The following is a 21609-nucleotide window of genomic DNA, read 5'->3' on the forward strand; positions in this document are numbered from 1 at the left end:
AGGCGACCGCCGGCGGGACCGCTCAGGACGGTCGGTCGGAGGGGATCAGGCGGGGACGGCCTGCGCGGTGGCGGGCTCGGGCACCTCGGCGACCACCGGGGCGCGCTTGATGCTCTTCGCGATGATCACGCAGACGGCCGTGACGACCATGCCCACCAGGATGGCGACCAGGTAGAGGATCGGCTGCCCGACGAGACCGGTGACCCAGACGCCGCCGTGCGGGGCGCGGAGGGTGGAGCCGAAGAGCGCGACGAGCGCACCCGTGACGGCCGAGCCGACCATGGCGGACGGGATCACGCGCAGCGGGTCGACCGCGGCGAACGGGATGGCCCCCTCCGAGATGAAGGACGCGCCCAGCAGGTAGGCGGCCTTGCCGTTCTGGCGCTCGGCGTCGGTGAACAGGCGCTTGCGGAGCGTCGTGGCGAGGGCCAGACCCAGCGGCGGGGTCATGCCGGCGGCCATGACGATCGCCATCACCTTGAACTGCACGGAGTTCGGGTCGCCGTCAGCGGGGACGGAGGCGAGGCCGGTGGTCGCGAAGGCGTAGGCCACTTTGTTGACCGGACCGCCCATGTCGAACGCCATCATGAGGCCGAGGATGATCCCCAGGATGATCAGGTTGCCGCCCGAGAGGCCCGAGAGCCAGGACGACAGGCCCTCGCTCAGTGCGCGGAGCGGCGCTCCGAGCACCACGAACATCAGGAAGCCGGTGATGAAGGTGGCGATCAGGGGGATGATCACGACGGGCATCAGCGACTTGAACGCCGCGGGAAGCTTGATCCGCGAGATGTAGAGGGCCGCGTAGCCGGCGATGAAGCCGGAGGCGAGGCCGCCCAGGAAGCCCGCGCCGACGGTGACCGCGACCGCGCCGCCGAGGAAGCCCGGCGCGATGCCGGGACGGTCGGCGATGCCGAAGGCGATGAAGCCCGAGAGCACCGGCACCAGGAACGCGAAGGTCGCGCTTCCGATGAGGAACATCACTCCGGCCCAGTCGGTGATGTTCGCGACGTTGAAGCCGTCGTCGATGATCTGCTGGGCCGTGAAGTCGACGATCCGGTAGCCGCCGAACAGGAACGACAGCGCGATCAGCAGACCGCCCGCCGCGACGAACGGGATCATGTAGGAGACGCCGGTCATCAGGTTCTGGCGGATGCGCGTGCCGACGCCGACCTTCTTCGGCGCGGCAGGGGCCGCGGCCGGAGTCGAGCGGGCGGGGGCGGACGCGGCGGAGCCGGAGCCGCGGAGGGCCAGAGCGCGGTCGAGGACCTCGTCCGGCTTGGACAGGGCCTCGGCGACGCCCACCTGGAGGATCGGCTTGCCGGCGAAGCGGTCCTTGCCGCGGACCTCGAGGTCGGCGGCGAGGATGACGACGTCCGCGGCGGCGATGTCGGCCGCGGTCATCTCGTCCGAGCCGGCCGCGCCCTGGGTCTCGACGTGGATCGGGTAGCCGCGCTTCTTCGCGGCCTGCTCGAGCGCCTCCGCCGCCATGTACGTGTGGGCGATGCCCGCGATGCAGCTGGTCACGGCGACGAAGCGCGGGCCGGAGGCGTGGCTCGCGGCGGGCGCGTCCTGCACCTTCGCCACGGCGCGGTCGATGACGTCGGCCGCCTTCGCGAGCGCCTCCGACGTGCCCACCTCGAGGGTGGGCTTCCCGGCGAAGCGCTCCTTGCCGCGGACCTCGAGGTCGGCGGCGAGGATCACGACGTCGGCGTCGGCGATGGTCCGGTCCGACATGGGATCGGAGCCCGCGGCGCCCTGGGTCTCGACCTGGATCTCGTACCCCTTCTTCTTCGCGGCCTGCTCGAGGGCCTCGGCCGCCATGTAGGTGTGCGCGATGCCGGCGATGCAGCTGGTGACGGCGACGATCCTCATGAGACGACGACCTCTCGGGCGATGATGTCCGCGACCTCCTGGCCGCTGGCGGCGGCGCGGAGGGAACCGGTGAAGGACTCGTGGATCAGCTTGCGGGCGAGCTGGGCGAGGATCTTGAGGTGCGCCTGGTCGGCGCCGTCCGGAGCCGCGATCAGGAAGATCAGGTCGGCCGGGCCGTCGGGGGCGCCGAAGTCGACGCCCTGCTTCGCGATGCCGACCGCCACGCTGGGCGAGACGACGTGGGAGGAGCGGGCGTGGGGGATCCCGATGCCGCCGGGCATGCCGGTCGCCATCTGCGACTCGCGGTCGCGGACGTCGGCGAGGAAGCCGTCGAGGTCGGTGACGCGGCCGGCGTCGGCGAGCGTCTTCGCGAGCTGCGCGGTGGCCTCGTCCTTCGTGGCGGCGGTGAGGTCGACGATGACCGTCGACGCCTCGGTGAGAGCAGTCATGCGCTCAGTTCTCCAATCGGGAGGGTGGGGTCGGGGTTCTCGACGACGGAGACGTCGTCGAGGCGGAGGGAGTCGGGACCCGGGGCTTCGCTGCCCGGGAGCTGGACGGCGGCGGTACCCCACGCGACTGCTGTCGCGAGGCGCTCCGCCTCCGTGGCGTCGACGGCCGAGAGGTAGCCGGCGAGCGTGCTGTCGCCGGCGCCGACGGTGCTGAGGGGCACGACGGCGGGGGCGCCCGCCCACCACGACGCGTGCGCCGTGACGAGGAGGGCGCCGTGCTCTCCGAGGCTGACGAGCGCTCGCGCGTCGGGCAGCTGCAGGAGTTCACGGGCTCCGGCGACGACGTCTCCGACCGTCGTCAGGGAGCGGCCGAGGAGCTCCTCGAGCTCCTCGAGGTTGGGCTTCACCAGGGTGGCGGTGCCGGCCGCGATGATCGCGGTCAGGGGGGCTCCCGAGGTGTCGACGGCGAGGGGGACGCCGAAGTGCAGCGCGAGGCGGCCGAGGGCGGGGTAGAAGTCCGCTCCCAGTCCCGGGGGGACGCTGCCGCAGGCGACGAGCCAGCGGGGCGAGGCCGAGACGTGCTCGCCGATCAGCTCGGAGAGGGCGTGGGCCTCCTCCTCCGTGACGGCGGGGCCGGGCTCGTTGATCTTGGTGGTGCGGCCCGTCCGGTCGTCGACCACGGTGATGTTGGTGCGGATCGGGTGGGCGATCGCCGCACTGGCTGAGCGGACTCCGGCGGCCCGGAGCATCGTGGACAGGTCGAGGCCGGTGGAGGCGTCGGCCGGGTAGACCGCGGTCGCCTCGACGCCGTTGCGCGCGAGGGCACGGGCGACGTTGACGCCCTTGCCGGCCGGGTCGCGCCGCACGTCGTGCGCGCGGTTGACCTCGCCGACGGCGAAGCCGCTCGTGGAGAGGGTGACGTCGATGCTCGGGTTGGCGGTGACGGTGACGATCATGCGCGGACGACCTCCGGGCCGGCCGACTCGATGTCGTCGGCGAGCTCGTCGTCGACATCGGCGTCGGTGATGACGGTGTCGACCGCGGACAGCGGAGCGACGTGCCCGAAGTCCTGCCGGCCGAACTTCGAGTGGTCGGCGAGGACCACGACCCGGCGCGCGGAGGCGATGATCGCGGACTTGACGACGGCCTCGTCGAGATCGGGGGTGGTGAGCCCGCGCTCGAGGCTGAGGCCGTTCGTGCCGATGAAGGCGACGTCCACCGAGACCGTGGAGAGGGCCTGGGCGGCCCACGGTCCGACGGCGGCCTGCGTGACTCCGCGCAGGTGCCCGCCGATGAGGTGGAGGTCGATGTTGGGCCGGCCGACGAGCGCCATCGCGACGGGGAGGGAGTGGGTGACGACCGTCAGCCGGCGGTCCAGGGGGAGCAGCTCCGCCAGCCGCACCGTGGTGGTGCCGGCGTCGATGGCGATCGAGCCGCCGTCGGGCACCTCGGCGAGGGCCGCGGTGGCGATGCGGTCCTTCTCGCCGGCGAGGTGTCCCTCGCGGGCGGCGACCTCGGGCTCGATGCCCAGCCGCTCGACGGGGATGGCTCCGCCGTGCGCACGGCGCAGCAGGCCCCGCTTCTCGAGGCTGGTGAGATCGCGGCGGATCGTCTCCGGCGTCACGGCGAGGGAGAGGGCGAGGTCGCGGACCTCGACACGCCCGTCGGTGCGGGCGCGGTCCAGGATCGCCTGGTGCCGCTCCGGTGCGTACATGTGGACTCCGTCGTCTCGCCGTGGGTGGTGCGCCGGATCCGCGGTGTCGTTGCCGACCTCGGATCTGCGTTTACCTCTTTTTAGACCCGTTCAGGAGGGAAGTCAACAGAAACGGACAGAATCGGCAGGCGGAATCGGGCGCGGCGACGCCGGGAAGACCGGGAAGCGGACCGCCGGGTCAGGCGGCGAGCTGCTCGAGCTCCTCCTCGAGCTGCGCGAGCTGGCGCTCCAGGCGCCGTCGTTTGAGGAGGGACGCCTCCGGCAGCGCGGCGCGAAGCCGCTCGCGCTCGGCCTCGGCGAGGGTGCGGCGGGCGGTGCGCAGCTGCTCCTCCCGCTCCTTCTCGCGCTCCTCCGGCGTGAGCTTGCGCGCCGAGATCCCGGCGTCGCTCATCCCGACGGAGATCCACGACGCGGCGATCAGGATCACCTGGCAGACGAGATTGAACCAGATCAGCAGACCGATGAGGACCGCGAACGAGGCGAGCAGCGGATTGCGGGAGGCGCCGCCCAGCAGCTGCGTCCCGAGGACCTTGAGCGCGCCGAGAGCGATCCCGCCGAGCAGCGACCCCGCCCAGAGGTTCTTCCAGGGGATCGAGATGCCCGAGAGGATGCGGAAGGAGCCGGCGAGCGTGCCCGTGTCCAGGGCCAGCATGATCAGCAGGCCGACCGCGCTGCCGGCGAGTCGGGCCGGCATCGACTCGCTGCCGATCCCGAGGAAGCCGAACGCCACGTCCACCAGCGAGGTCGAGAACACGGAGAGACCGGCCGAGACCAGCAGCACCGCCCCGAAGACCAGGGCGAGCCCCGCGTCCTTGAGCTTGAGCAGGACGAAGAGGGTCGTGGGTCCGGGGAGTGAGAAGAGCAGCCGGACCGCCTGGCGCAGGCTCCCCAGGAAGTTCAGCGCCGTCCAGAGCAGGCCGGCGGCCGCGATCGCACCCGTCCAGCCGAGGATCGACGAGTCGAGCAGGTCGTCGACCGACACGAGGGCGTTCTTCCCGCCGATCAGACCGGGGACGGAGCGGGTCACCAGGTCGAGGAGGGAGTCGCGCAGCACCGAGTCGTCGCGCACCCAGAAGCCGAAGACGGCGAAGAAGACGAAGAGCGCCGCGAAGACCGCGAACAGGGCCTGGAAGGCGAGTCCGGAGGCGAAGAGGGGCCCGCCGGTCTCGGAGTAGTGGAGCATCACCCGCACCGGCCGCGTCCGCATGACCCGCTCGAACAGGCCCGGGATCCCGCGGGGAGTGTCGGCCGCCTCGGTCATTCCTCCAGCGTACTGAGGCCTCGCGGCGCTCCCGTGCACGCGCCCGCCTGCACGCAGGAACGCGTCCGGCCCGCCGGATCCGAGGATCCCGGCGGGCCGGACGCGTTCGCGAGGGGGAGGATCAGGCGCGGCCGCGGATGACGGCCTGCTTCACCTCGGCGATCGCCTGCGTGATCTGGATGCCGCGCGGGCACGCCTCCGTGCAGTTGAAGGTCGTGCGGCAGCGCCACACGCCCTCCTTGTCGTTGAGGATGTCCAGGCGCGCTCCACCGGCGTCGTCGCGCGAGTCGAAGATGAAGCGGTGGGCGTTCACGATCGCCGCGGGGCCGAAGTACTGCCCGTCGGTCCAGAACACGGGGCAGGACGAGGTGCACGCGGCGCAGAGGATGCACTTCGTGGTGTCGTCGAAGCGGGCGCGGTCGGCGACCGACTGCACGCGCTCCTTGCCCTTGGGCGCCGGGGTGTTGGCGACCAGGAACGGCTGCACCTCGCGGTAGGAGGCGAAGAACGGCTCCATGTCGACGACGAGGTCCTTCTCGAGCGGCAGGCCCTTGATCGCCTCGATGTAGATCGGCTGCGAGATGTCGAGATCCTTGATCAGCGTCTTGCAGGCCAGGCGGTTGCGGCCGTTGATCCGCATCGCGTCGGATCCGCAGATGCCGTGCGCGCACGAGCGGCGGAAGGTCAGCGATCCGTCCTGGTCCCACTTGATGCGGTGCAGGGCGTCGAGGACGCGATCGGTCGAGTACATCTCGACGTCGAAGTCCTGCCAGCGCGGCTCGGCGTCCACCTCGGGGTCGAAGCGGCGGATGATGAACGTGACGGTGAACGCCTCCGGGGCCGCGGGGGCGGCGGGCGGCTGCTCGAGGGTAGCGGTCGACATGGCTAGTACTTCCTCTCCATCGGCTGGTACCGGGTGATCACGACGGGCTTCCAGTCGAGCCGGATGTGGTCACCGGCGTCGGAGGAGTGGGCGTCACCGGAGAGGTACGCCATCGTGTGCTGCATGTAGTTCTCGTCGTCGCGCTTCGGGAAGTCGTCGCGCATGTGGCCGCCGCGGCTCTCCTTGCGGTTGCGCGCCGAGTAGACGACGACCTCGGCGAGGTCGAGCAGGAAGCCCAGCTCGACGGCCTCGAGGAGGTCGGTGTTGAAGCGCTTTCCCTTGTCCTGCACCGAGATGTTGCGGAACCGGTCGCGCAGGCGCTGGATGGTCCCGGTGACGGCCTCGAGGGACTCGTCGGTGCGGAACACCTGGGCGTTCTTGTCCATCTCGTCCTGCAGCTCCTTGCGGATCGAGGCGATCCGCTCGGTGCCGGTCGCGGAGCGGAGCGAGGCGAGCATGTCGCGGATCGCGCCGGCCGGGTCGGCGGGCAGGGGGGTGAAGTCGACCGTCTTGGCGTAGTCGGCGGCGTTGTTGCCGCTGCGCTTGCCGAAGACGTTGATGTCGAGGAGGGAGTTGGTGCCGAGGCGGTTGGAGCCGTGCACCGAGACGCACGCGCACTCGCCGGCGGCGTAGAGGCCGGGGACGACGGTCGTGTTGTCCGAGAGCACCTCGGCCTTGACGTTGGTCGGGATGCCGCCCATCGCGTAATGCGCGGTCGGCATGACGGGGACCGGCTCGACGACGGGGTCGACGCCCAGGTAGGTGCGGGCGAACTCGGTGATGTCGGGGAGCTTGGTCTCGAGGACCTCGGCGCCCAGGTGGGTGCAGTCCAGCAGCACGTAGTCCTTGTGCGGTCCGGCGCCGCGGCCCTCCGCCACCTCCTGGACCATGCAGCGGGCGACGATGTCGCGCGGCGCGAGGTCCTTGATGGTGGGGGCGTAGCGCTCCATGAAGCGCTCGCCCGAGGAGTTGCGGAGGATCGCACCCTCTCCTCGCGCTCCCTCGGTGAGGAGGATGCCGAGGCCGGCGAGGCCGGTCGGGTGGAACTGGAAGAACTCCATGTCCTCCAGGGGGAGGCCCTTGCGCCAGATGATGCCGACGCCGTCGCCGGTGAGGGTGTGCGCGTTGGAGGTGGTCTTGTAGATCTTGCCGAAGCCGCCGGTCGCGAAGATGATCGCCTTCGCCTGGAAGACGTGCAGCTCGCCCGTGGCCAGCTCGTAGGCGACGACGCCGGAGGGCTTGGCCACTCCGTCGACCTCGGTCATCACCAGGTCGAGGACGTAGAACTCGTTGTAGAAGTTGATGCCGAGCCGGACGCAGTTCTGGAACAGCGTCTGCAGGATCATGTGGCCGGTGCGGTCGGCCGCGTAGCAGGCGCGGCGGACGGGCGCCTTGCCGTGGTCGCGGGTGTGGCCGCCGAAGCGGCGCTGGTCGATCTTGCCCTCCTCGGTGCGGTTGAAGGGCAGGCCCATGTTCTCGAGGTCGATGACCGCGTCGATGGCCTCCTTCGCGAGGATCTCGGCCGCGTCCTGGTCGACGAGGTAGTCGCCGCCCTTCACGGTGTCGAAGGTGTGCCACTCCCAGCTGTCCTCCTCGACGTTCGCGAGGGCGGCGGCCATGCCGCCCTGCGCCGCTCCGGTGTGGGAGCGGGTCGGGTACAGCTTCGAGATCACGGCCGTCCTCGCCTTGGGGCCGGCCTCGATGGCCGCGCGCATACCGGCACCGCCGGCGCCGACGATGACGACGTCGAACTGGTGGTAGTGGACGCCGTCGGGTCCGACCGTCTGCGCGAAGGCGCTCTGGTCGGCGCCGGTGTGGGAGTGGCCTGGTGTGCTCACGGGGTGGGTGCTCCGTCGTACGGGGATGGGAGGGGGAGGTGCCGGGACGCGGTGCCGCGGACCGGGAGGGGCGCGGGCCCCTCTCCGATCCGCGGCACCGTGGTCACGCTGCGCAGAAGGAGGGCAGCAGGTCTGCGGCGGTGCCGGCGGGGCACGGGTCGAACGCGAAGACGACCCAGGTGCCGAGCGCGATCAGCGCGACGACGGCGACGAGGATGCCGCCCTTGAAGGCCTTGGCCAGCAGGGGCGAGGTCGCGTAGTCGTTGACCAGCGTGCGCATGCCGTTGCCGCCGTGGATCAGCGCGAGCCACAGCATGAGGACGTCCCACCACTGCCAGAACGGGTTCGCCAGCTTGCCGCCGACGAAGCCGAAGTCGATGGCCTTGATGCCGTCGCCCAGCAGCAGGTTGTAGATGAGGTGCCCGAAGATCAGGACGATCAGCACGACGCCGGAGGCGCGCATGTAGATCCAGCCCCACTTCTCCCAGTTGGTGCCGGAGGAGCGGGTCGGGGTGTGCGGGGTCCGCGGTGCGGCGACGGTGCTCAATGCGCACCCCCCTCGCTGAAGACGTTGATCAGGTGGCGCGGCGCGAAGCCGAGCATCAGCACGACCCAGAGGCCCATGACGACCCAGAAGAGGACGCGCTGGTTGCGGGTCGCCCAGCTCCAGAAGTCGACCAGGATGATCCGCAGGCCGTTCAGCGCGTGGAACGCGATGGCGCCCACGAGCCCGGTCTCGCCGAGTCCCATGATCGGGTTCTTGTACGTCCCGATGACCGCGTTGTACGCCTCGGGGCTCACGGCGATGAGAGCGGAGTCGAGGACGTGGACGAGGAGGAAGAAGAAGATGGCGACACCGGTGATCCGGTGGAGCACCCACGACCACATGCCTTCGCGACCGCGGTAGAGGGTGCCGGCCGGACGCCGGATCTTCCCCTGCTTCCGGGGTGCGAGGGTTTGAGCAGCTTGAACTGACACGAACAACCCTCCCTGGTTGTGCTCCGACGGCCTGACCTGTTCCCACGTCGCATGGACGGGGACGGGGCGGGGAGCGACGAGAAACTCGCCCTCCGATTCTAAGCGCGCTCGCAGGCGGGCGCGGCTTAGGCGAGCCTTAGCTGCGGGGCAGGGCGAGGGCGGGCGCCCCCGCGGTCGCGTAGTGCGCGAGGAGCTCGTCGGTGAGCGCGCTCCAGGTGCGGTGGAGCACGCGGCGGCGGCCCGCCTCGGCGAGCCGGGCGCGCAGTGCGGGATCTCGGACCAGGCGCTCCACCTGCCGGCGCAGGTCCGAGTCGCTCTCGGGCGCGTAGAGCAGGCCGTCCACGCCGTGCTCGATGAGGTCGGTGGGGCCGCCCGCGTGCGGCGCGACCACGGCGGTGCCGGACGCCTGCGCCTCCTGGACCGTCTGGCCGAACGTCTCCTCCGTGCCGGTGTGCACGAAGACGTCGAGCGCGGCGAAGACCGCCGGCAGCCGGTCGCCGTCGAGCCGGCCGAGCATCCGCGCCGCCGGGCCGAGGGCGGCGGCGACCCGGGCGGAGGAGGGGCCGTAGCCGCCCACGACCAGCTCCGCGTGCGGGAGGGAGGCGAGTGCCGCCATCCGCTCCACCCTCTTCTCGGGGGAGAGGCGCCCGATGTAGCCGACGAGCGCGTCGTCGGCGCCGAGTCCGGCTCGGACGGCCTGCGCATAGGGGGAGGAGCGGCGGCGCGGGTGGAAGCGCTCGCTCTGCACGCCGCGGCCCCACAGCGCGGTGCGCTCGATGCCGGCGGCGGCGAGGTCGTCGAGGGCGCTGGTGGAGGGGGCGAGGGTCAGGTCCGCCCCGGCGTGGATCTGGCGGATCACCCGCCAGGCGAGGGCGCGGGCGCCGCGGATGCCGTAGCGGGCCGCGAATCGCGCGACGTCCGTCTGGTAGATCGCGACACTCGGCACGCCGAGCCGACCGGCCGAGGCGATGGCGCGGGCGCCGAGGAGGAAGGGCGAGGCGATGTGCACCACGTCGGGCTCGAAGTCGGCCAGCTCCCGGGTGAGGGCCAGCGTGGGGATCCCGACCGGGAAGTCGCGGTAGGCGATCGCCGGGTGCTCCACGACGCGGTGGCCCGCGTAGTGGCCCGGCGCCCCCGCGGCCGGACAGACGACGAGCGCCTCGATCCCGCGCTCCGCGAACTCGTCGAGCACCCGCAGGACGCTCGTGGTCACGCCGTTCAAGGACGGCAGGAAGCTCTCGGTGACGACCGCGACTCTCACGCCCCGGACGCTACGGCGGCGGGATGAACGGCGGCGCGCGCCCGGGTGAACGGACGGTCGCGCTCGGGCTCCCTTGTATCCTGCGGACATGACATCACCTGAGACCGATGGCCGCGCCCCGCTCGACCGCTTCTACAGCGTGATCCCCGCCGGCGGGATCGGCTCGAGGCTGTGGCCGCTCTCCCGGGCCGACGCCCCGAAGTTCCTGCACGATCTGACGGGGTCGGGACAGACCCTCCTCCGCGACACCTGGGACCGCCTCGCGCCCATCTCGGGCGCCGACCGGATCATGGTCGTGACCGGGCGCGCGCACCGCGCCGCCGTCGAGGAGCAGCTCGAGAGCCTCGAGGACCTCAACGTCGTCCTCGAGAGCGAGCCGCGCGACTCGTCCGCCGCGATCGGCCTGGCCGCCGCCATCCTCGAGCGCCGCCAGCCCGGCGTGATCATCGGCTCGTTCGCCGCCGACCACGTCATCAGCGGTCAGCAGCTGTTCCACGACGCGGTCGCCGAGGCCGTCGTCGCGGCGGACGCGGGCTACATCGCGACCATCGGCATCACGCCGACCGAGCCTGCCGTGGGCTTCGGCTACATCCGCACGGGGAAGCACCTCGGGATCGACGGGGCGACGCACACGCTCGCCGTCGACTCCTTCGTCGAGAAGCCCGACGCCGACACCGCGCGCGCCTACCTCTCCAGCGGTCAGTACCTCTGGAACGCGGGCATGTTCATCGCCCGCGCCGACCGCCTCCTCGAGGAGCTCGGCCGCGCGAAGCCGAAGCTGCTCGCCGGACTGCTCGAGCTCGCCGCCGCGTGGGACACCCCGGAGCGCGGCGCGGTCGTCGACCGCATCTGGCCGGGCCTGGAGAAGATCGCGATCGACTACTCCGTCGCCGAGCCGGCCGCGGCCGCGGGCAAGCTGGCCGTCGTGCCGGGCCACTTCTCCTGGGACGACGTGGGCGACTTCGCGTCCATCGCGAAGCTGCACTCGAGCGGGCTCCGCTCGGACCTCGCCATCCTCGGCGAGGACGCGCGTGTGCTCGCCGACTCCGCGACGGGCATCGTCGTCAGCGGCGGCAACCGCACCATCGCCCTCATCGGAGTGAAGGACATCGTCGTCGTGGACACCCCCGATGCGCTCCTGGTGACCACGACCGAGAACGCCCAGAAGGTCAAGGGCGTCGTCGACGCCCTGCGCCTCTCCGGCCGCACCGACGTCCTCTAGCCCTCCGTCACACCCGGCGAAGCGCGGCCCTCCCCTCGGAGGCGCCGCGCTTCGCCGTTCCGCCCCTCGCCTCTTGCGCGTGCGGCGGTCCTGATACGCCGTTCGCGCGGCCACTCGACCACCCTCGATGAGGGCCTCGGCCGTCCCGTTCGGTGCTGGCGGGCGGGTCTCCGCTCGCGCGGCAACTCGACCACCGTGGAAGCACCCGTCCGTGCCCGACCGCGCGCAGCGCGGAGCTCCCACGAGCACTCTCGACGTCCGGCAGCAGGGGAGAGGGCCGCGAGCCGGAATCGCGTGCCAAGCGATTCAGGCCAGCCCGACGCGACCCGCTCTGCGGAACGCACCCGTCGCGAAGCCGACCGCGCCGAGCCGCTCCGCGGCTCGGAATCGAGCCCAGCCGACCGCGCCGAGCCGCTCCGCGGCTCGGAATCGAGCCCAGCCGACCGCGCCGAGCCGCCCCGCGGCTCGGAATCGAGCACAGCCGCCCGCACCCCGCGACACGCTCCGCGTGTCGCGAAGATCAACACTGTGTAACTCTTCCTGACCACCACCGTCCGGGCGGCTGAGCGGCTTGTCACATTGGGTAACGTGTGGGAATCGACGCCCTGCTGCGCTCGTCGCGCGGGGCCGCATTCCTGGAGGACGACATCTTGACTATCACCTCGCGTAAGGCCGCGTTCGGCGGTCTCGCCGCCCTCGGCGTCACCGCGCTTCTCGCCGGTTGCGCCTCCGCCCCCGAGGAGAGCGGCTCCAGCGCCGCCGCCGGTGGCGACTTCCTGCCCTGCATGGTCTCCGACGCGGGCGGGTTCGACGACAAGTCGTTCAACGAGCTCGGCTACAACGGCCTCGTGAAGGCATCGGAGGACCTCGGCGTCACGCCGAAGACCGTCACCTCGGAGTCCGAGACGGACTACGCCCCGAACCTGACCAGCCTCGTCGACCAGGGCTGCAACCTGATCATCACCGTCGGCTTCGCGCTGGCGGAGGCCACGTCGGCCGCGGCCGAGGCGAACACGGACATCGACTTCGCGATCATCGACGACGCGTCGATCGACCTGCCGAACGTCAAGCCGATCACCTTCGACACCTCGCAGGCGGCGTTCCTCGCCGGCTACACGGCCGCGTCGTACTCCAAGACCGGCGTCGTCGGCACCTACGGCGGCCAGCAGTTCCCGACCGTCACGATCTTCATGGACGGCTACGCCGACGGCGTGAAGTACTACAACGAGCAGAAGGGGAAGGACGTCAAGGTCGTCGGCTGGGACGTCGACGCGCAGACCGGCTCCTTCACCGGCGGCTTCGCGGCGGGCGTCGAGGCCAAGTCGGCCGCGCAGTCGCTGATCGACCAGAACGCGGACGTCATCCTCCCCGTCGGCGGTCCGATCTTCCAGTCGGCGATCGAGGCGATCCGCGACTCCGGCAAGGACATCGCGATGGTCGGCGTGGACGCGGACCTCTACGAGACCTACCCCGACGGCGCCGACCTGTACCTGACCTCGATCCTCAAGGGCATCGAGGCCGGCACGACCGACGTCACCAGCTCCGCCGGAGCCGACGACTTCGACCCCACTCCCTTCGTGGGCACCCTCGAGAACGACGGAGTCGGCATCGCGCCGTTCCACGACTTCGAGTCGAAGGTCTCGGGCGACCTGCAGGGCGAGCTCGACACCATCAAGGCGGGCATCATCGACGGCTCCATCACCGTCACCTCCCCGTCCGCTCCCGCGGCGTCCTAGCCGCTTCCTCGAAGAGGCCGGCGGGCCCGAGCACACCTCGGGCCCGCCGGCCTCTTCGTCGGTCCGGCGGGCGGATCGGCTCCGCTGCGTCCATCGATCCCGGCCGACGGCGCATCGTGGCGCGAACCGAAAGTTAGATTGGTCCCATGAAGCTCGAACTGCGTGGCATCACGAAGCGCTTCGGCGCGCTCGTGGCCAACGACCACATCGATCTCACCGTCGAACCCGGCGAGATCCACTGCCTCCTCGGCGAGAACGGCGCGGGCAAGTCGACGCTCATGAACGTGCTCTACGGCCTGTACCAGGCCGAGGAGGGGGAGATCCTGCTGGACGACGCGGTCCAGCACTTCTCCGGTCCGGGTGACGCCATGAAGGCGGGCATCGGGATGGTCCACCAGCACTTCATGCTCGTCCCCGTGTTCACCGTCGCCGAGAACGTCATGCTGGGCCACGAGGAGACGAAGGCCGGCGGGCGCCTGGACCTCGCCGCCGCGCGCGCCCGGGTGCGCGAGATCTCGGACCGCTTCGGCTTCGACGTGGATCCCGACGCCCTGGTCGAGGACCTCCCCGTCGGCGTGCAGCAGCGGGTCGAGATCATCAAGGCCCTCTCGCGCGACGCCCGGGTGCTCGTGTTCGACGAGCCGACCGCGGTGCTGACCCCGCAGGAGACCGACGAGCTGATCGCGATCATGCGCCAGCTGCGCGCGGCCGGGACCGCCATCGTCTTCATCACGCACAAGCTGCGCGAGGTGCGCGAGGTCGGGGACCGCATCACGGTCATCCGCCTCGGCAGAGTCGTGGGGGAGGCGTCGCCGACGGCGAGCAATGCCGAGCTCGCCTCGCTGATGGTGGGACGCGCCGTCGAGCTGACGGTGCAGAAGGAGCAGGCGGTGCCGGGCGACGAGGCCCTCGTCGTCTCGAACCTCACCGTGCGCGACGCCAACGGCCAGGCCGTCGTCGACGACGTCTCCTTCGAGGTCCGCCGCGGCGAGATCCTCGCGATCGCGGGCGTGCAGGGCAACGGCCAGACCGAGCTCACCGAGGCGATCATGGGCCTGCAGGAGCGGGTCGAGGGCTCGGTGACCCTGGACGGGCGCCGCCTCGACGGGCTGTCCGTGCGCCGCGTCCTCGAGTCGGGGGTCGGCTTCGTCCCCGAGGACCGCACCGAGGACGGTCTGGTCGCCGAGTTCACGATCGCCGAGAACCTCATGCTCGACCGCAGCGACCGCGGTCCGTTCGTGAAGGGACTGGGCCTGCGGCTGAAGGAGCTCGAGCGCTTCGCCGAGGAGCGGGTGCGCGAGTTCGACGTGCGCGCCCAGGGGATCGGCACCCACGTCGGCCGCCTCTCCGGAGGCAACCAGCAGAAGGTGGTGCTCGCGCGCGAGCTCAGCCGGGAGCTGCGGCTGTTCATCGCGGCGCAGCCCACCCGCGGCATCGACGTCGGCTCCATCGAGTTCGTCCACAAGCGCATCGTCGAGACGCGCGACACCGGGGTCCCCGTGATCGTGGTGTCGACGGAGCTCGACGAGGTCGCGGCGCTCGCCGACCGCATCGCGGTCATGTACAAGGGCGGGATCATCGGCATCGTCCCCGCCGACACGCCCCGCGAGGTCCTGGGGCTCATGATGGCCGGGCAGGCGCCCGCCGAGAAGGGAGCGGCGGCGTGAGCGACGCGCAACTGCCCGCGGTCGATCCCGACGCGGAGACCGAGAAGGCGTCCGGGCTCGAGCCCGGCCAGAAGCCGGATCAGGAGGTGCGCCCCGGCCCGCTCGAGAGCGGTGCCTCGCGTGTCCTGCGCGAGATCCTCTCCGGCACCGCGCTGATGTCGGTGCTCGCCGTGCTGCTCTCCCTCATCGCGGGCGGCGTGCTGATCGCCGCGACCGACAAGGACGTCCAGGCGGCGTCGGGCTACTTCTTCGCCCGGCCGCTCGACACCCTGCAGGCGATCTGGCAGTCCGTCTCCGGTGCCTACTCCTCGCTCTTCCAGGGCTCGGTCTACAACTTCCGCCGCGAGGGCTTCGCCAACGGCATCAAGCCGCTGACGGACACCCTGGCCTTCGCGACCCCGCTGATCGCCGGCGGCCTCGGAGTGGCGCTGGCCTTCCGCGTCGGCCTGTTCAACATCGGCGGCCGCGGCCAGATGCTGATCGCCGCCGCCTGCGCGGGCTGGGTCGGCTTCTCCTTCGACCTCCCGTGGGGCGTGCACCTGATCGTCGCGCTCGCCGCCGGCATCCTGGGCGGCGCGCTCTGGGGTGGACTCGTGGGACTGCTCAAGGCCCGCACCGGCGCGCACGAGGTGATCCTCACGATCATGCTCAACTACGTCGCGTTCTACCTGATCTCCTACCTCCTGCGGACGCCCGGCGCGCTGCAGGCGCCCGGCTCGAACAACCCGAAGTCGCCCGGGATGAAGGAGACCGCGGTCTTCCCGGCGCTCCTCGGCCCCGGCTACTCGCTCACGCTCGGCTTCGTCTTCGCGGTCCTCGCGACCGTGTTCGTCTGGTGGCTCCTGAACCGCTCGACGATCGGCTTCAAGTTCCGCGCAGTGGGGGAGAACCCTCACGCGGCCCGGGTCGCGGGCATCGACGTGAAGAACAGCTACGTGTACGCGATGCTGCTCTCCGGCGGCCTGCTCGGCCTCGCCGGCAGCGCCCAGGTGATGGGGACGGTCACGACCGGCTTCACCTCCGGGATCGACGCGGGCATCGGCTTCGACGCGATCACGGTCGCGCTGCTGGGCCGCTCCCGACCCTGGGGCGTGTTCTTCGCCGGCATCCTCTTCGGCGCCTTCAAGGCGGGCGGCTACTCGATGCAGGCCGCCGAGGGCGTGCCGATCGACGTGGTCCTCGTCGTGCAGTCGCTGATCGTCCTCTTCATCGCCGCACCGCCGCTGGTGCGCGCGATCTTCCGCCTCCCGACGCCCGGGGCCGCCCCGAAGCGCCGCACCCGCCGCACCTCGGAGGTGTCCGCATGAGCACCGCCGTCGCCACCGCCCCCGACCGCGTCGTGATCCGCAGCTGGAAGGCGCCGATCGCGTTCGGCGTCTTCGCGCTGCTCGCCGTCGTCCTCTTCGTGGCCCTCGGCCGCGACGGGACGAGCTCGTTCCGCCTCGCCGCGGGGACCGACTTCTTCGCGCTGCCGGACATCCCGTTCCCGACGCGGGGGACGGGCGTGGTCGTCGCGATCCTCCTGGTCGCCCTGGCCGTCGCGTCGGCCGCGCTCACCCGCGCCGGCCGCCGGATCCCGCTCTGGCTCTCGGCGGTCTTCGCCCTGGTCTTCCTGATCGGGTTCCTCGTCTGGGCGTCGGCCGGTGCCGCGCTGCCCGTCTCGGGGCTGCTGCTCGGGACCGTCGGGCTCGCCACTCCGCTGATCTTCGGCTCGCTCGGCGGCGTCATCTCCGAGCGGGTCGGAGTCGTCAACGTCGCGATCGAGGGTCAGCTGCTCGCCGGCGCCTTCACCGCGGCGATGGTCGGCTCCCTCACCCGCCAGCCGGTGCTCGGCCTGCTCGCGGCGATGGTCGCGAGCGTCCTGGTGTCGTTCGTGCTGGCCGCCTTCGCGATCAAGTACCTGGTCGACCAGGTGATCGTCGGAGTCGTGCTGAACGTGCTGGTGACCGGCCTGACGAGCTTCCTCTACTCCCAGGTCCTCTCCGCCGACGCGTCGACGTTCAACTCGCCGGTGAAGTTCGACCGCCTCCCGATCCCGGTGCTCAGCCAGGTGCCGATCGTGGGCGCCGTCCTGTTCAACCAGACGGTGATCGTCTACCTGATGTACTTCGCGATCTTCGCGGTGTGGTGGGGCCTGTTCAAGACCAAGTGGGGCCTCCGCCTGCGCGCCGTCGGCGAGCACCCGCAGGCCGCGGACACCGTGGGCATCGATGTCGCCCGCACGCGCTTCTGGAACGTCTCCCTCGCCGGGGCGATCGCCGGAGTCGGCGGCGCGTACTACACGCTCGACGCGGTCGGCGCGTTCGGCAAGGAGATGACCGCGGGCGCGGGCTTCATCGCCCTGGCCGCCGTCATCTTCGGCCGCTGGGACCCGATCAAGGCGACGCTCGCGTCGCTCCTGTTCGGCTTCGCGACCAACCTGCAGAACGTGCTCGGCGTCATCGGCTCGCCCGTGCCCAGCGAGTTCATGCTGATGCTGCCGTACGTCGTGACGATCTTCGCGGTGGCCGGTCTCGTCGGCCAGTCCCGCGGACCGGCCGCCGCCGGCAAGCCGTACCTGAAGTCCTGAGAGGAGCCGTCGTGACCGACATCGACTGGGAGGCGCTGCGCGAGGCCGCCCTCGAGGCCATGAGCCACGCCTACGTCCCGTACTCGAAGTTCCCCGTCGGCGTCGCCGCGCTCGTGGACGACGGCCGGACGATCTCGGGCTGCAACGTCGAGAACGCCTCCTACGGGCTCACGCTCTGCGCCGAGTGCGCGCTGGTGTCCTCTCTGCACATGACGGGCGGCGGCCGGCTCGTCGCCTTCACCTGCGTCGACGGGAAGGGCGGCGTCCTGATGCCCTGCGGGCGCTGCCGCCAGCTGCTCTTCGAGCACTCGGCCGAGGGCATGCTCCTCCAGACCGTGTCGGGCGTGAAGACGATCGACGAGGTCATCCCCGACGCCTTCGGCCCGCGCACGCTCGAGGCCTACGCCGCCTCCTAGGGCCGCCGTCACCGCTCCCACTCCCGAACCGAGGACTCCGCATGACCCGCACCACCCCCGTCGAGGACTTCGACGCCGTCGACATCATCCGCACCAAGCGCGACCGCGGCACGCTCTCGACCGCGCAGATCGACTGGCTGATCGACGCCTACACCCGCGGCTACGTCGCCGACGAGCAGATGGCGGCCTTCGCGATGGCGGTCCTGCTGAACGGGATGGAGCGCGACGAGATCCGCGACCTCACCCTGGCCATGATCGCCAGCGGCGAGCGCATGCGCTTCGACGGGCTCGGCAAGCGCACGGTCGACAAGCACTCCACGGGCGGGGTCGGCGACAAGATCACGCTGCCGCTGATGCCGCTGGTCGCCTCCTTCGGCGTGGCGGTGCCCCAGCTCTCGGGACGCGGGCTCGGCCACACGGGCGGAACGCTCGACAAGCTGGAGTCGATCCCGGGCTGGCGGGCCGACCTCGGCAACGAGGAGATGCTGGAGCAGCTGCGGACGGTCGGCGGCGTGATCTGCGCCGCGGGCTCGGGCCTGGCCCCCGCCGACAAGAAGCTCTACGCGCTCCGGGACATCACCGGGACCGTCGAGGCGATCCCGCTGATCGCGTCCTCGATCATGTCGAAGAAGATCGCCGAGGGGACCGACGCCCTGGTGCTCGACGTGAAGTTCGGCTCCGGGGCGTTCATGGTCGACATCGAGCGCTCGCGGGAGCTGGCGCGGGCGATGGTCGACCTCGGCAACGACGCGGGGGTGCGGACCACCGCGCTGCTGACCAACATGAACGTGCCGCTCGGTCTGGCCATCGGCAACGCGAACGAGGTGCGGGAGTCGGTCGAGGTGCTCGCCGGCGGCGGCCCCTCGGACGTCCGGGAGCTGACGCTGGCCCTGGCCCGCGAGATGCTGGCCCTCGCCGGGCAGCCGGACGCGGATGTCGAGCGCGCCCTCGACGGCGGCGCGGCGATGGACACCTGGCGCGCGGTCATCCGCGCTCAGGGAGGGGATCCGGATGCGGCGCTCCCCGAGGCCCGCGAGACCCACGTCGTGGTCGCCGAGCGCGACGGCGTCCTGGTGGAGCAGCAGGCGCTGCCGTTCGGCATCGCCGCCTGGCGCCTGGGCGCCGGACGCGCGCGCCAGTCCGACGCGGTGCAGCACGCGGCGGGGATCGACCTGCACGCGAAGCCGGGCGACCGAGTCCGCGCGGGCCAGCCCCTGATCACCCTCTCGGCAGACGAGCCGGAGCGCTTCGCCCGGGCGCTCGAGGCGCTCGACGGTGCCTTCCGGATCGGCGACGAGGGCGACGAGGTGCTCGACGGCGGCCCCCTCGTGGCGGAGCGCGTCTCCTAGCCCCGCGCCGCCCGGCACGGAGGAGGCGCCGCCCGGCGAGCCGCTTCCGCCGACCCTCTAGGGTGGTCGGCGAACCACCGCCGACCTGCGAGGAGCACCGTGACCGATCAGACCGAGGAGTACCTCCTCCCGGGCGAGGGCGTCCTCATCGACGAGCTCCCCAAGGTGTCGCTGCACGACCACCTCGACGGAGGCCTGCGGCCCGGGACGGTCCTCGAGATCGCCCGCGAGACGGGCGTGCCGCTCCCGGCCGAGGAGCCGGACGCGCTCGCCGAGTGGTTCCGTGCCACGGCCGACTCCGGCTCCCTCACCGACTACATCGCCACCTTCGAGACGACGGTCGCCGTGATGCAGACCGCGCCGGCGCTCGAGCGCGTGGCCCGCGAGTTCGTGCTCGACCTCGCCGCCGACGGAGTCGTGCACGGCGAGGTGCGCTGGGCGCCGGAGCAGCACCAGCGCGCCGGGCTCTCGCTCGACGCGGCTGTCGAGGCGGTCCAGGAGGGGCTGCAGCAGGGCGTGCAGGAGGCGGCGGCGCAGGGACACCGCATCCGCGTCGGCCAGCTGATCACCGCGATGCGGCACGCCGACCGCTCGCTCGAGGTCGCCGAGCTGGCGCTGCGCCACCGCGAGCGCGGTGCGATCGGCTTCGACATCGCCGGAGCCGAGGCGGGCTTCCCCGCCTCGAGGCACCGTCCCGCCTTCGAGCTGCTCGCGGCGGCGCACTTCCCGACCACGGTGCACGCGGGGGAGGCGGACGGCCTCGACAGCATCCGCTCCGCCCTGCTCGACGGCCGCGCGCTGCGCCTGGGTCACGGCGTCCGGATCGCGGAGGACATCCGCATCGAGCGCCAGGACGACGACGCGAGCTACGTGACCCTCGGCGAGCTCTCGGAGTGGGTGAAGGACCGCGAGATCGCCCTCGAGCTCAGCCCCTCCTCCAACCTGCAGACCGGCGCCGTCGCGGCGTGGGGTGCCGAGCTCGCCGACCACCCCTTCGACCTGCTCTACCAGCTGGGCTTCCGCGTCACGGTGAACACCGACAACCGCCTGATGAGCGCGACGACCCTCAGCCGCGAGCTCGCCCTCCTGTCGGACGCGTTCGGGTACGATCTCGACGACTTCGAGGCCTTCCAGCTCAACGCGGCCCACGCCGCCTTCCTGCCGCTCGACGAGCGCCGCGAGCTCGTCGAGACGATCAGCGCCGGCTTCGAGGCGGCCTGACGGTGCCGCTCGACGCGCTCCCCGAGGAGGCGGTGGCCCTCCGCCACTCCGCCGGATCCTGGCGGGAGGCCGTCCTCGAGGCGGGCCGTGCTCTCGAGCGGACCGGCGCGGTGGACGCCGCCTACTCCCGGCGCATGGTCGAGCAGGTCGACGTGCTCGGGCCGTACATCGTCATCGCGCCCGGGCTCGCCCTCGCGCACGCCCGGCCCGGCAACGACGTCCTCGCGGACGGCCTCTCCGTCGTCACGCTGGCCGAGCCCGTCGCCTTCGGGCACAGCACCAACGATCCGGTCTCGGTCGTCATCGGGATCGCCGCCACCCAGGCGCACGGGCACGTCGGTTTCGTCTCCGGGCTCGCCGACGTGCTCAGCCGTCCGGACGCGGTCGGCGCCCTCGCCGCGGCCCGCACCCTCCGCAGCATCAACGCCGTCCTCACCGACAGCACCCCGCACCACCCGCACCACGGAAGAAGCGCATGAAGATCGTCACCCTCTGCGGCGCCGGAATCGGCACCTCCGCCATCCTCAAGCTCGGCGCCGAGCGCGCCCTCGAGACCCTCGACCTCGAGGCCGAGGTGATCGCCTCCGACCTGGCCTCCGTCGACGCGCTCGCCGCCGACGCGCAGGTCATCCTCACCTCCGGCGAGCTCGTCGACCGCATCGGCCGCACCTTCGCCGAGGTCGTCGTCATCGACAACTACCTCGACCAGAACGAGATCACGGAGAAGATCGAGCGAGCGCTGGGCTGAGCTCGACTCTGAGCCGCTCCCTGCGCGGCTCAGCGCGGTCGGCCTCCCGACGGGGCGCGTTCTCAAGAGCGGGTCGCGTCGGGCTGTCTCGAATCGCTGGCACGCGCGGTGCTCGACTCTGAGCCGCTCCCTGCGCGGCTCAGCGCGGTCGGCCTCCCGACGGGGCGCGTTCTCAAGAGCGGGTCGCGTCGGGCTGCCTCGAATCGCTGGCACGCGATTCTCGGACGCGCCCTCCACCTTGCGGGGAGAGGGCGTCCTCCTCCCCCTGCTGGTCGAGTGGCCGCGGAGCGGCGTGCCGGGAGCCGGGTTCCCGCGCGGACGGCTGCTCGGACCTCGGGGGGTCAGCGGGCGGCGAGCTGCTCGAGGACGGTGCCGATCAAGCGGCGGGCGCGGGCGATGAACATGCCCGCGTTCCAGAGGTACTG

At 71.6% G+C, this 21609-nt stretch carries 20 protein-coding genes; 10 read left to right on the forward strand and 10 right to left on the reverse strand.

Going from position 1 to position 21609, the window contains the following annotated elements; translation table 11 throughout:
- Window positions 1-45: 45 nt before the first annotated feature.
- The 10 genes from C5C10_RS11885 to C5C10_RS11935 form a co-directional block, all read right to left on the reverse strand.
- Window positions 46-1872, reverse strand: a complete 1827-nt coding sequence (locus tag C5C10_RS11885; RefSeq protein ID WP_181073451.1) for a PTS fructose-like transporter subunit IIB — start codon at window positions 1870-1872, stop codon at window positions 46-48.
- Entirely contained in the window at window positions 1869-2321 is a 453-nt protein-coding gene (locus C5C10_RS11895) for a PTS sugar transporter subunit IIA (protein WP_097166616.1), read from the reverse strand. The genes C5C10_RS11885 and C5C10_RS11895 overlap by 4 nt, the downstream gene beginning before the upstream one ends.
- Window positions 2318-3277 carry a 1-phosphofructokinase family hexose kinase gene (locus tag C5C10_RS11900; protein ID WP_104223191.1) on the reverse strand — a complete coding sequence of 320 codons (960 nt, stop codon included), beginning with the start codon at window positions 3275-3277 and terminating at the stop codon, window positions 2318-2320. Before C5C10_RS11900 ends, C5C10_RS11895 begins: the two co-directional genes overlap by 4 nt.
- A complete protein-coding gene (locus tag C5C10_RS11905) occupies window positions 3274-4035 on the reverse strand; it encodes a DeoR/GlpR family DNA-binding transcription regulator (RefSeq protein ID WP_104226423.1) in 762 nt (253 codons plus the stop codon). Before C5C10_RS11905 ends, C5C10_RS11900 begins: the two co-directional genes overlap by 4 nt.
- Before the next feature lie 178 nt (window positions 4036-4213).
- Window positions 4214-5296 carry a YhjD/YihY/BrkB family envelope integrity protein gene (locus tag C5C10_RS11910; RefSeq protein WP_104223189.1) on the reverse strand — a complete coding sequence of 361 codons (1083 nt, stop codon included), beginning with the start codon at window positions 5294-5296 and terminating at the stop codon, window positions 4214-4216.
- Between the two features lie 121 nt (window positions 5297-5417).
- Window positions 5418-6179 (reverse strand): succinate dehydrogenase iron-sulfur subunit, encoded by a 762-nt coding sequence (locus C5C10_RS11915; protein WP_068254543.1) that lies wholly within the window; start codon window positions 6177-6179, stop codon window positions 5418-5420.
- A gap of 2 nt (window positions 6180-6181) precedes the next feature.
- On the reverse strand, window positions 6182-7918 hold the full coding sequence (sdhA, locus tag C5C10_RS11920; RefSeq protein WP_374953348.1) for a succinate dehydrogenase flavoprotein subunit: 1737 nt from the start codon (window positions 7916-7918) through the stop codon (window positions 6182-6184).
- A gap of 202 nt (window positions 7919-8120) precedes the next feature.
- Window positions 8121-8564: a succinate dehydrogenase hydrophobic membrane anchor subunit gene (locus tag C5C10_RS11925; RefSeq protein ID WP_104223187.1), complete on the reverse strand. Its 444-nt coding sequence runs from the start codon at window positions 8562-8564 to the stop codon at window positions 8121-8123.
- Complete coding sequence (sdhC, locus tag C5C10_RS11930; RefSeq protein WP_374952907.1) at window positions 8561-8995, reverse strand: succinate dehydrogenase, cytochrome b556 subunit; 435 nt, start codon at window positions 8993-8995, stop codon at window positions 8561-8563. Before sdhC ends, C5C10_RS11925 begins: the two co-directional genes overlap by 4 nt.
- A gap of 136 nt (window positions 8996-9131) precedes the next feature.
- Window positions 9132-10256 (reverse strand): glycosyltransferase family 1 protein, encoded by a 1125-nt coding sequence (locus C5C10_RS11935; RefSeq protein ID WP_181073452.1) that lies wholly within the window; start codon window positions 10254-10256, stop codon window positions 9132-9134.
- An 88-nt stretch (window positions 10257-10344) separates the two neighbouring features.
- On the opposite strand from C5C10_RS11935, the gene C5C10_RS11940 reads away from it, so the two are divergent.
- The 10 genes from C5C10_RS11940 to C5C10_RS11985 all read left to right on the forward strand — a co-directional run bounded on the left by C5C10_RS11940 (window position 10345) and on the right by C5C10_RS11985 (window position 21184).
- Window positions 10345-11478: a mannose-1-phosphate guanylyltransferase gene (locus tag C5C10_RS11940; protein ID WP_104223184.1), complete on the forward strand. Its 1134-nt coding sequence runs from the start codon at window positions 10345-10347 to the stop codon at window positions 11476-11478.
- Between the two features lie 650 nt (window positions 11479-12128).
- Complete coding sequence (locus tag C5C10_RS11945) at window positions 12129-13214, forward strand: BMP family protein (RefSeq protein ID WP_104232890.1); 1086 nt, start codon at window positions 12129-12131, stop codon at window positions 13212-13214.
- A 146-nt stretch (window positions 13215-13360) separates the two neighbouring features.
- On the forward strand, window positions 13361-14881 hold the full coding sequence (locus C5C10_RS11950) for an ABC transporter ATP-binding protein (RefSeq protein WP_104226419.1): 1521 nt from the start codon (window positions 13361-13363) through the stop codon (window positions 14879-14881).
- On the forward strand, window positions 14878-16188 hold the full coding sequence (locus C5C10_RS11955; protein WP_219812597.1) for an ABC transporter permease: 1311 nt from the start codon (window positions 14878-14880) through the stop codon (window positions 16186-16188). Before C5C10_RS11950 ends, C5C10_RS11955 begins: the two co-directional genes overlap by 4 nt.
- Complete coding sequence (locus C5C10_RS11960) at window positions 16185-17450, forward strand: ABC transporter permease (protein ID WP_104232837.1); 1266 nt, start codon at window positions 16185-16187, stop codon at window positions 17448-17450. The genes C5C10_RS11955 and C5C10_RS11960 overlap by 4 nt, the downstream gene beginning before the upstream one ends.
- Before the next feature lie 11 nt (window positions 17451-17461).
- A complete protein-coding gene (locus C5C10_RS11965; protein WP_104223180.1) occupies window positions 17462-17866 on the forward strand; it encodes a cytidine deaminase in 405 nt (134 codons plus the stop codon).
- Window positions 17867-17907: 41 nt separating this feature from the next.
- Window positions 17908-19215, forward strand: coding sequence for a thymidine phosphorylase (locus C5C10_RS11970; protein ID WP_104329325.1), 1308 nt, complete (start codon window positions 17908-17910; stop codon window positions 19213-19215).
- Window positions 19216-19314: 99 nt separating this feature from the next.
- Complete coding sequence (locus tag C5C10_RS11975; RefSeq protein WP_104249478.1) at window positions 19315-20436, forward strand: adenosine deaminase; 1122 nt, start codon at window positions 19315-19317, stop codon at window positions 20434-20436.
- 2 nt (window positions 20437-20438) lie between these two features.
- The gene (locus tag C5C10_RS11980) at window positions 20439-20915 is read left to right on the forward strand and encodes a PTS sugar transporter subunit IIA (RefSeq protein ID WP_104223177.1); all 477 of its coding nucleotides are present in this window, start codon (window positions 20439-20441) and stop codon (window positions 20913-20915) included.
- Window positions 20912-21184: a PTS sugar transporter subunit IIB gene (locus tag C5C10_RS11985; protein WP_104226416.1), complete on the forward strand. Its 273-nt coding sequence runs from the start codon at window positions 20912-20914 to the stop codon at window positions 21182-21184. The genes C5C10_RS11980 and C5C10_RS11985 overlap by 4 nt, the downstream gene beginning before the upstream one ends.
- The last annotated feature ends 425 nt before the right edge of the window (window positions 21185-21609 follow it).

Origin of the sequence: Rathayibacter sp. AY1A3 (genome assembly GCF_002930975.1) — a bacterium.
GTDB lineage: Bacteria > Actinomycetota > Actinomycetes > Actinomycetales > Microbacteriaceae > Rathayibacter.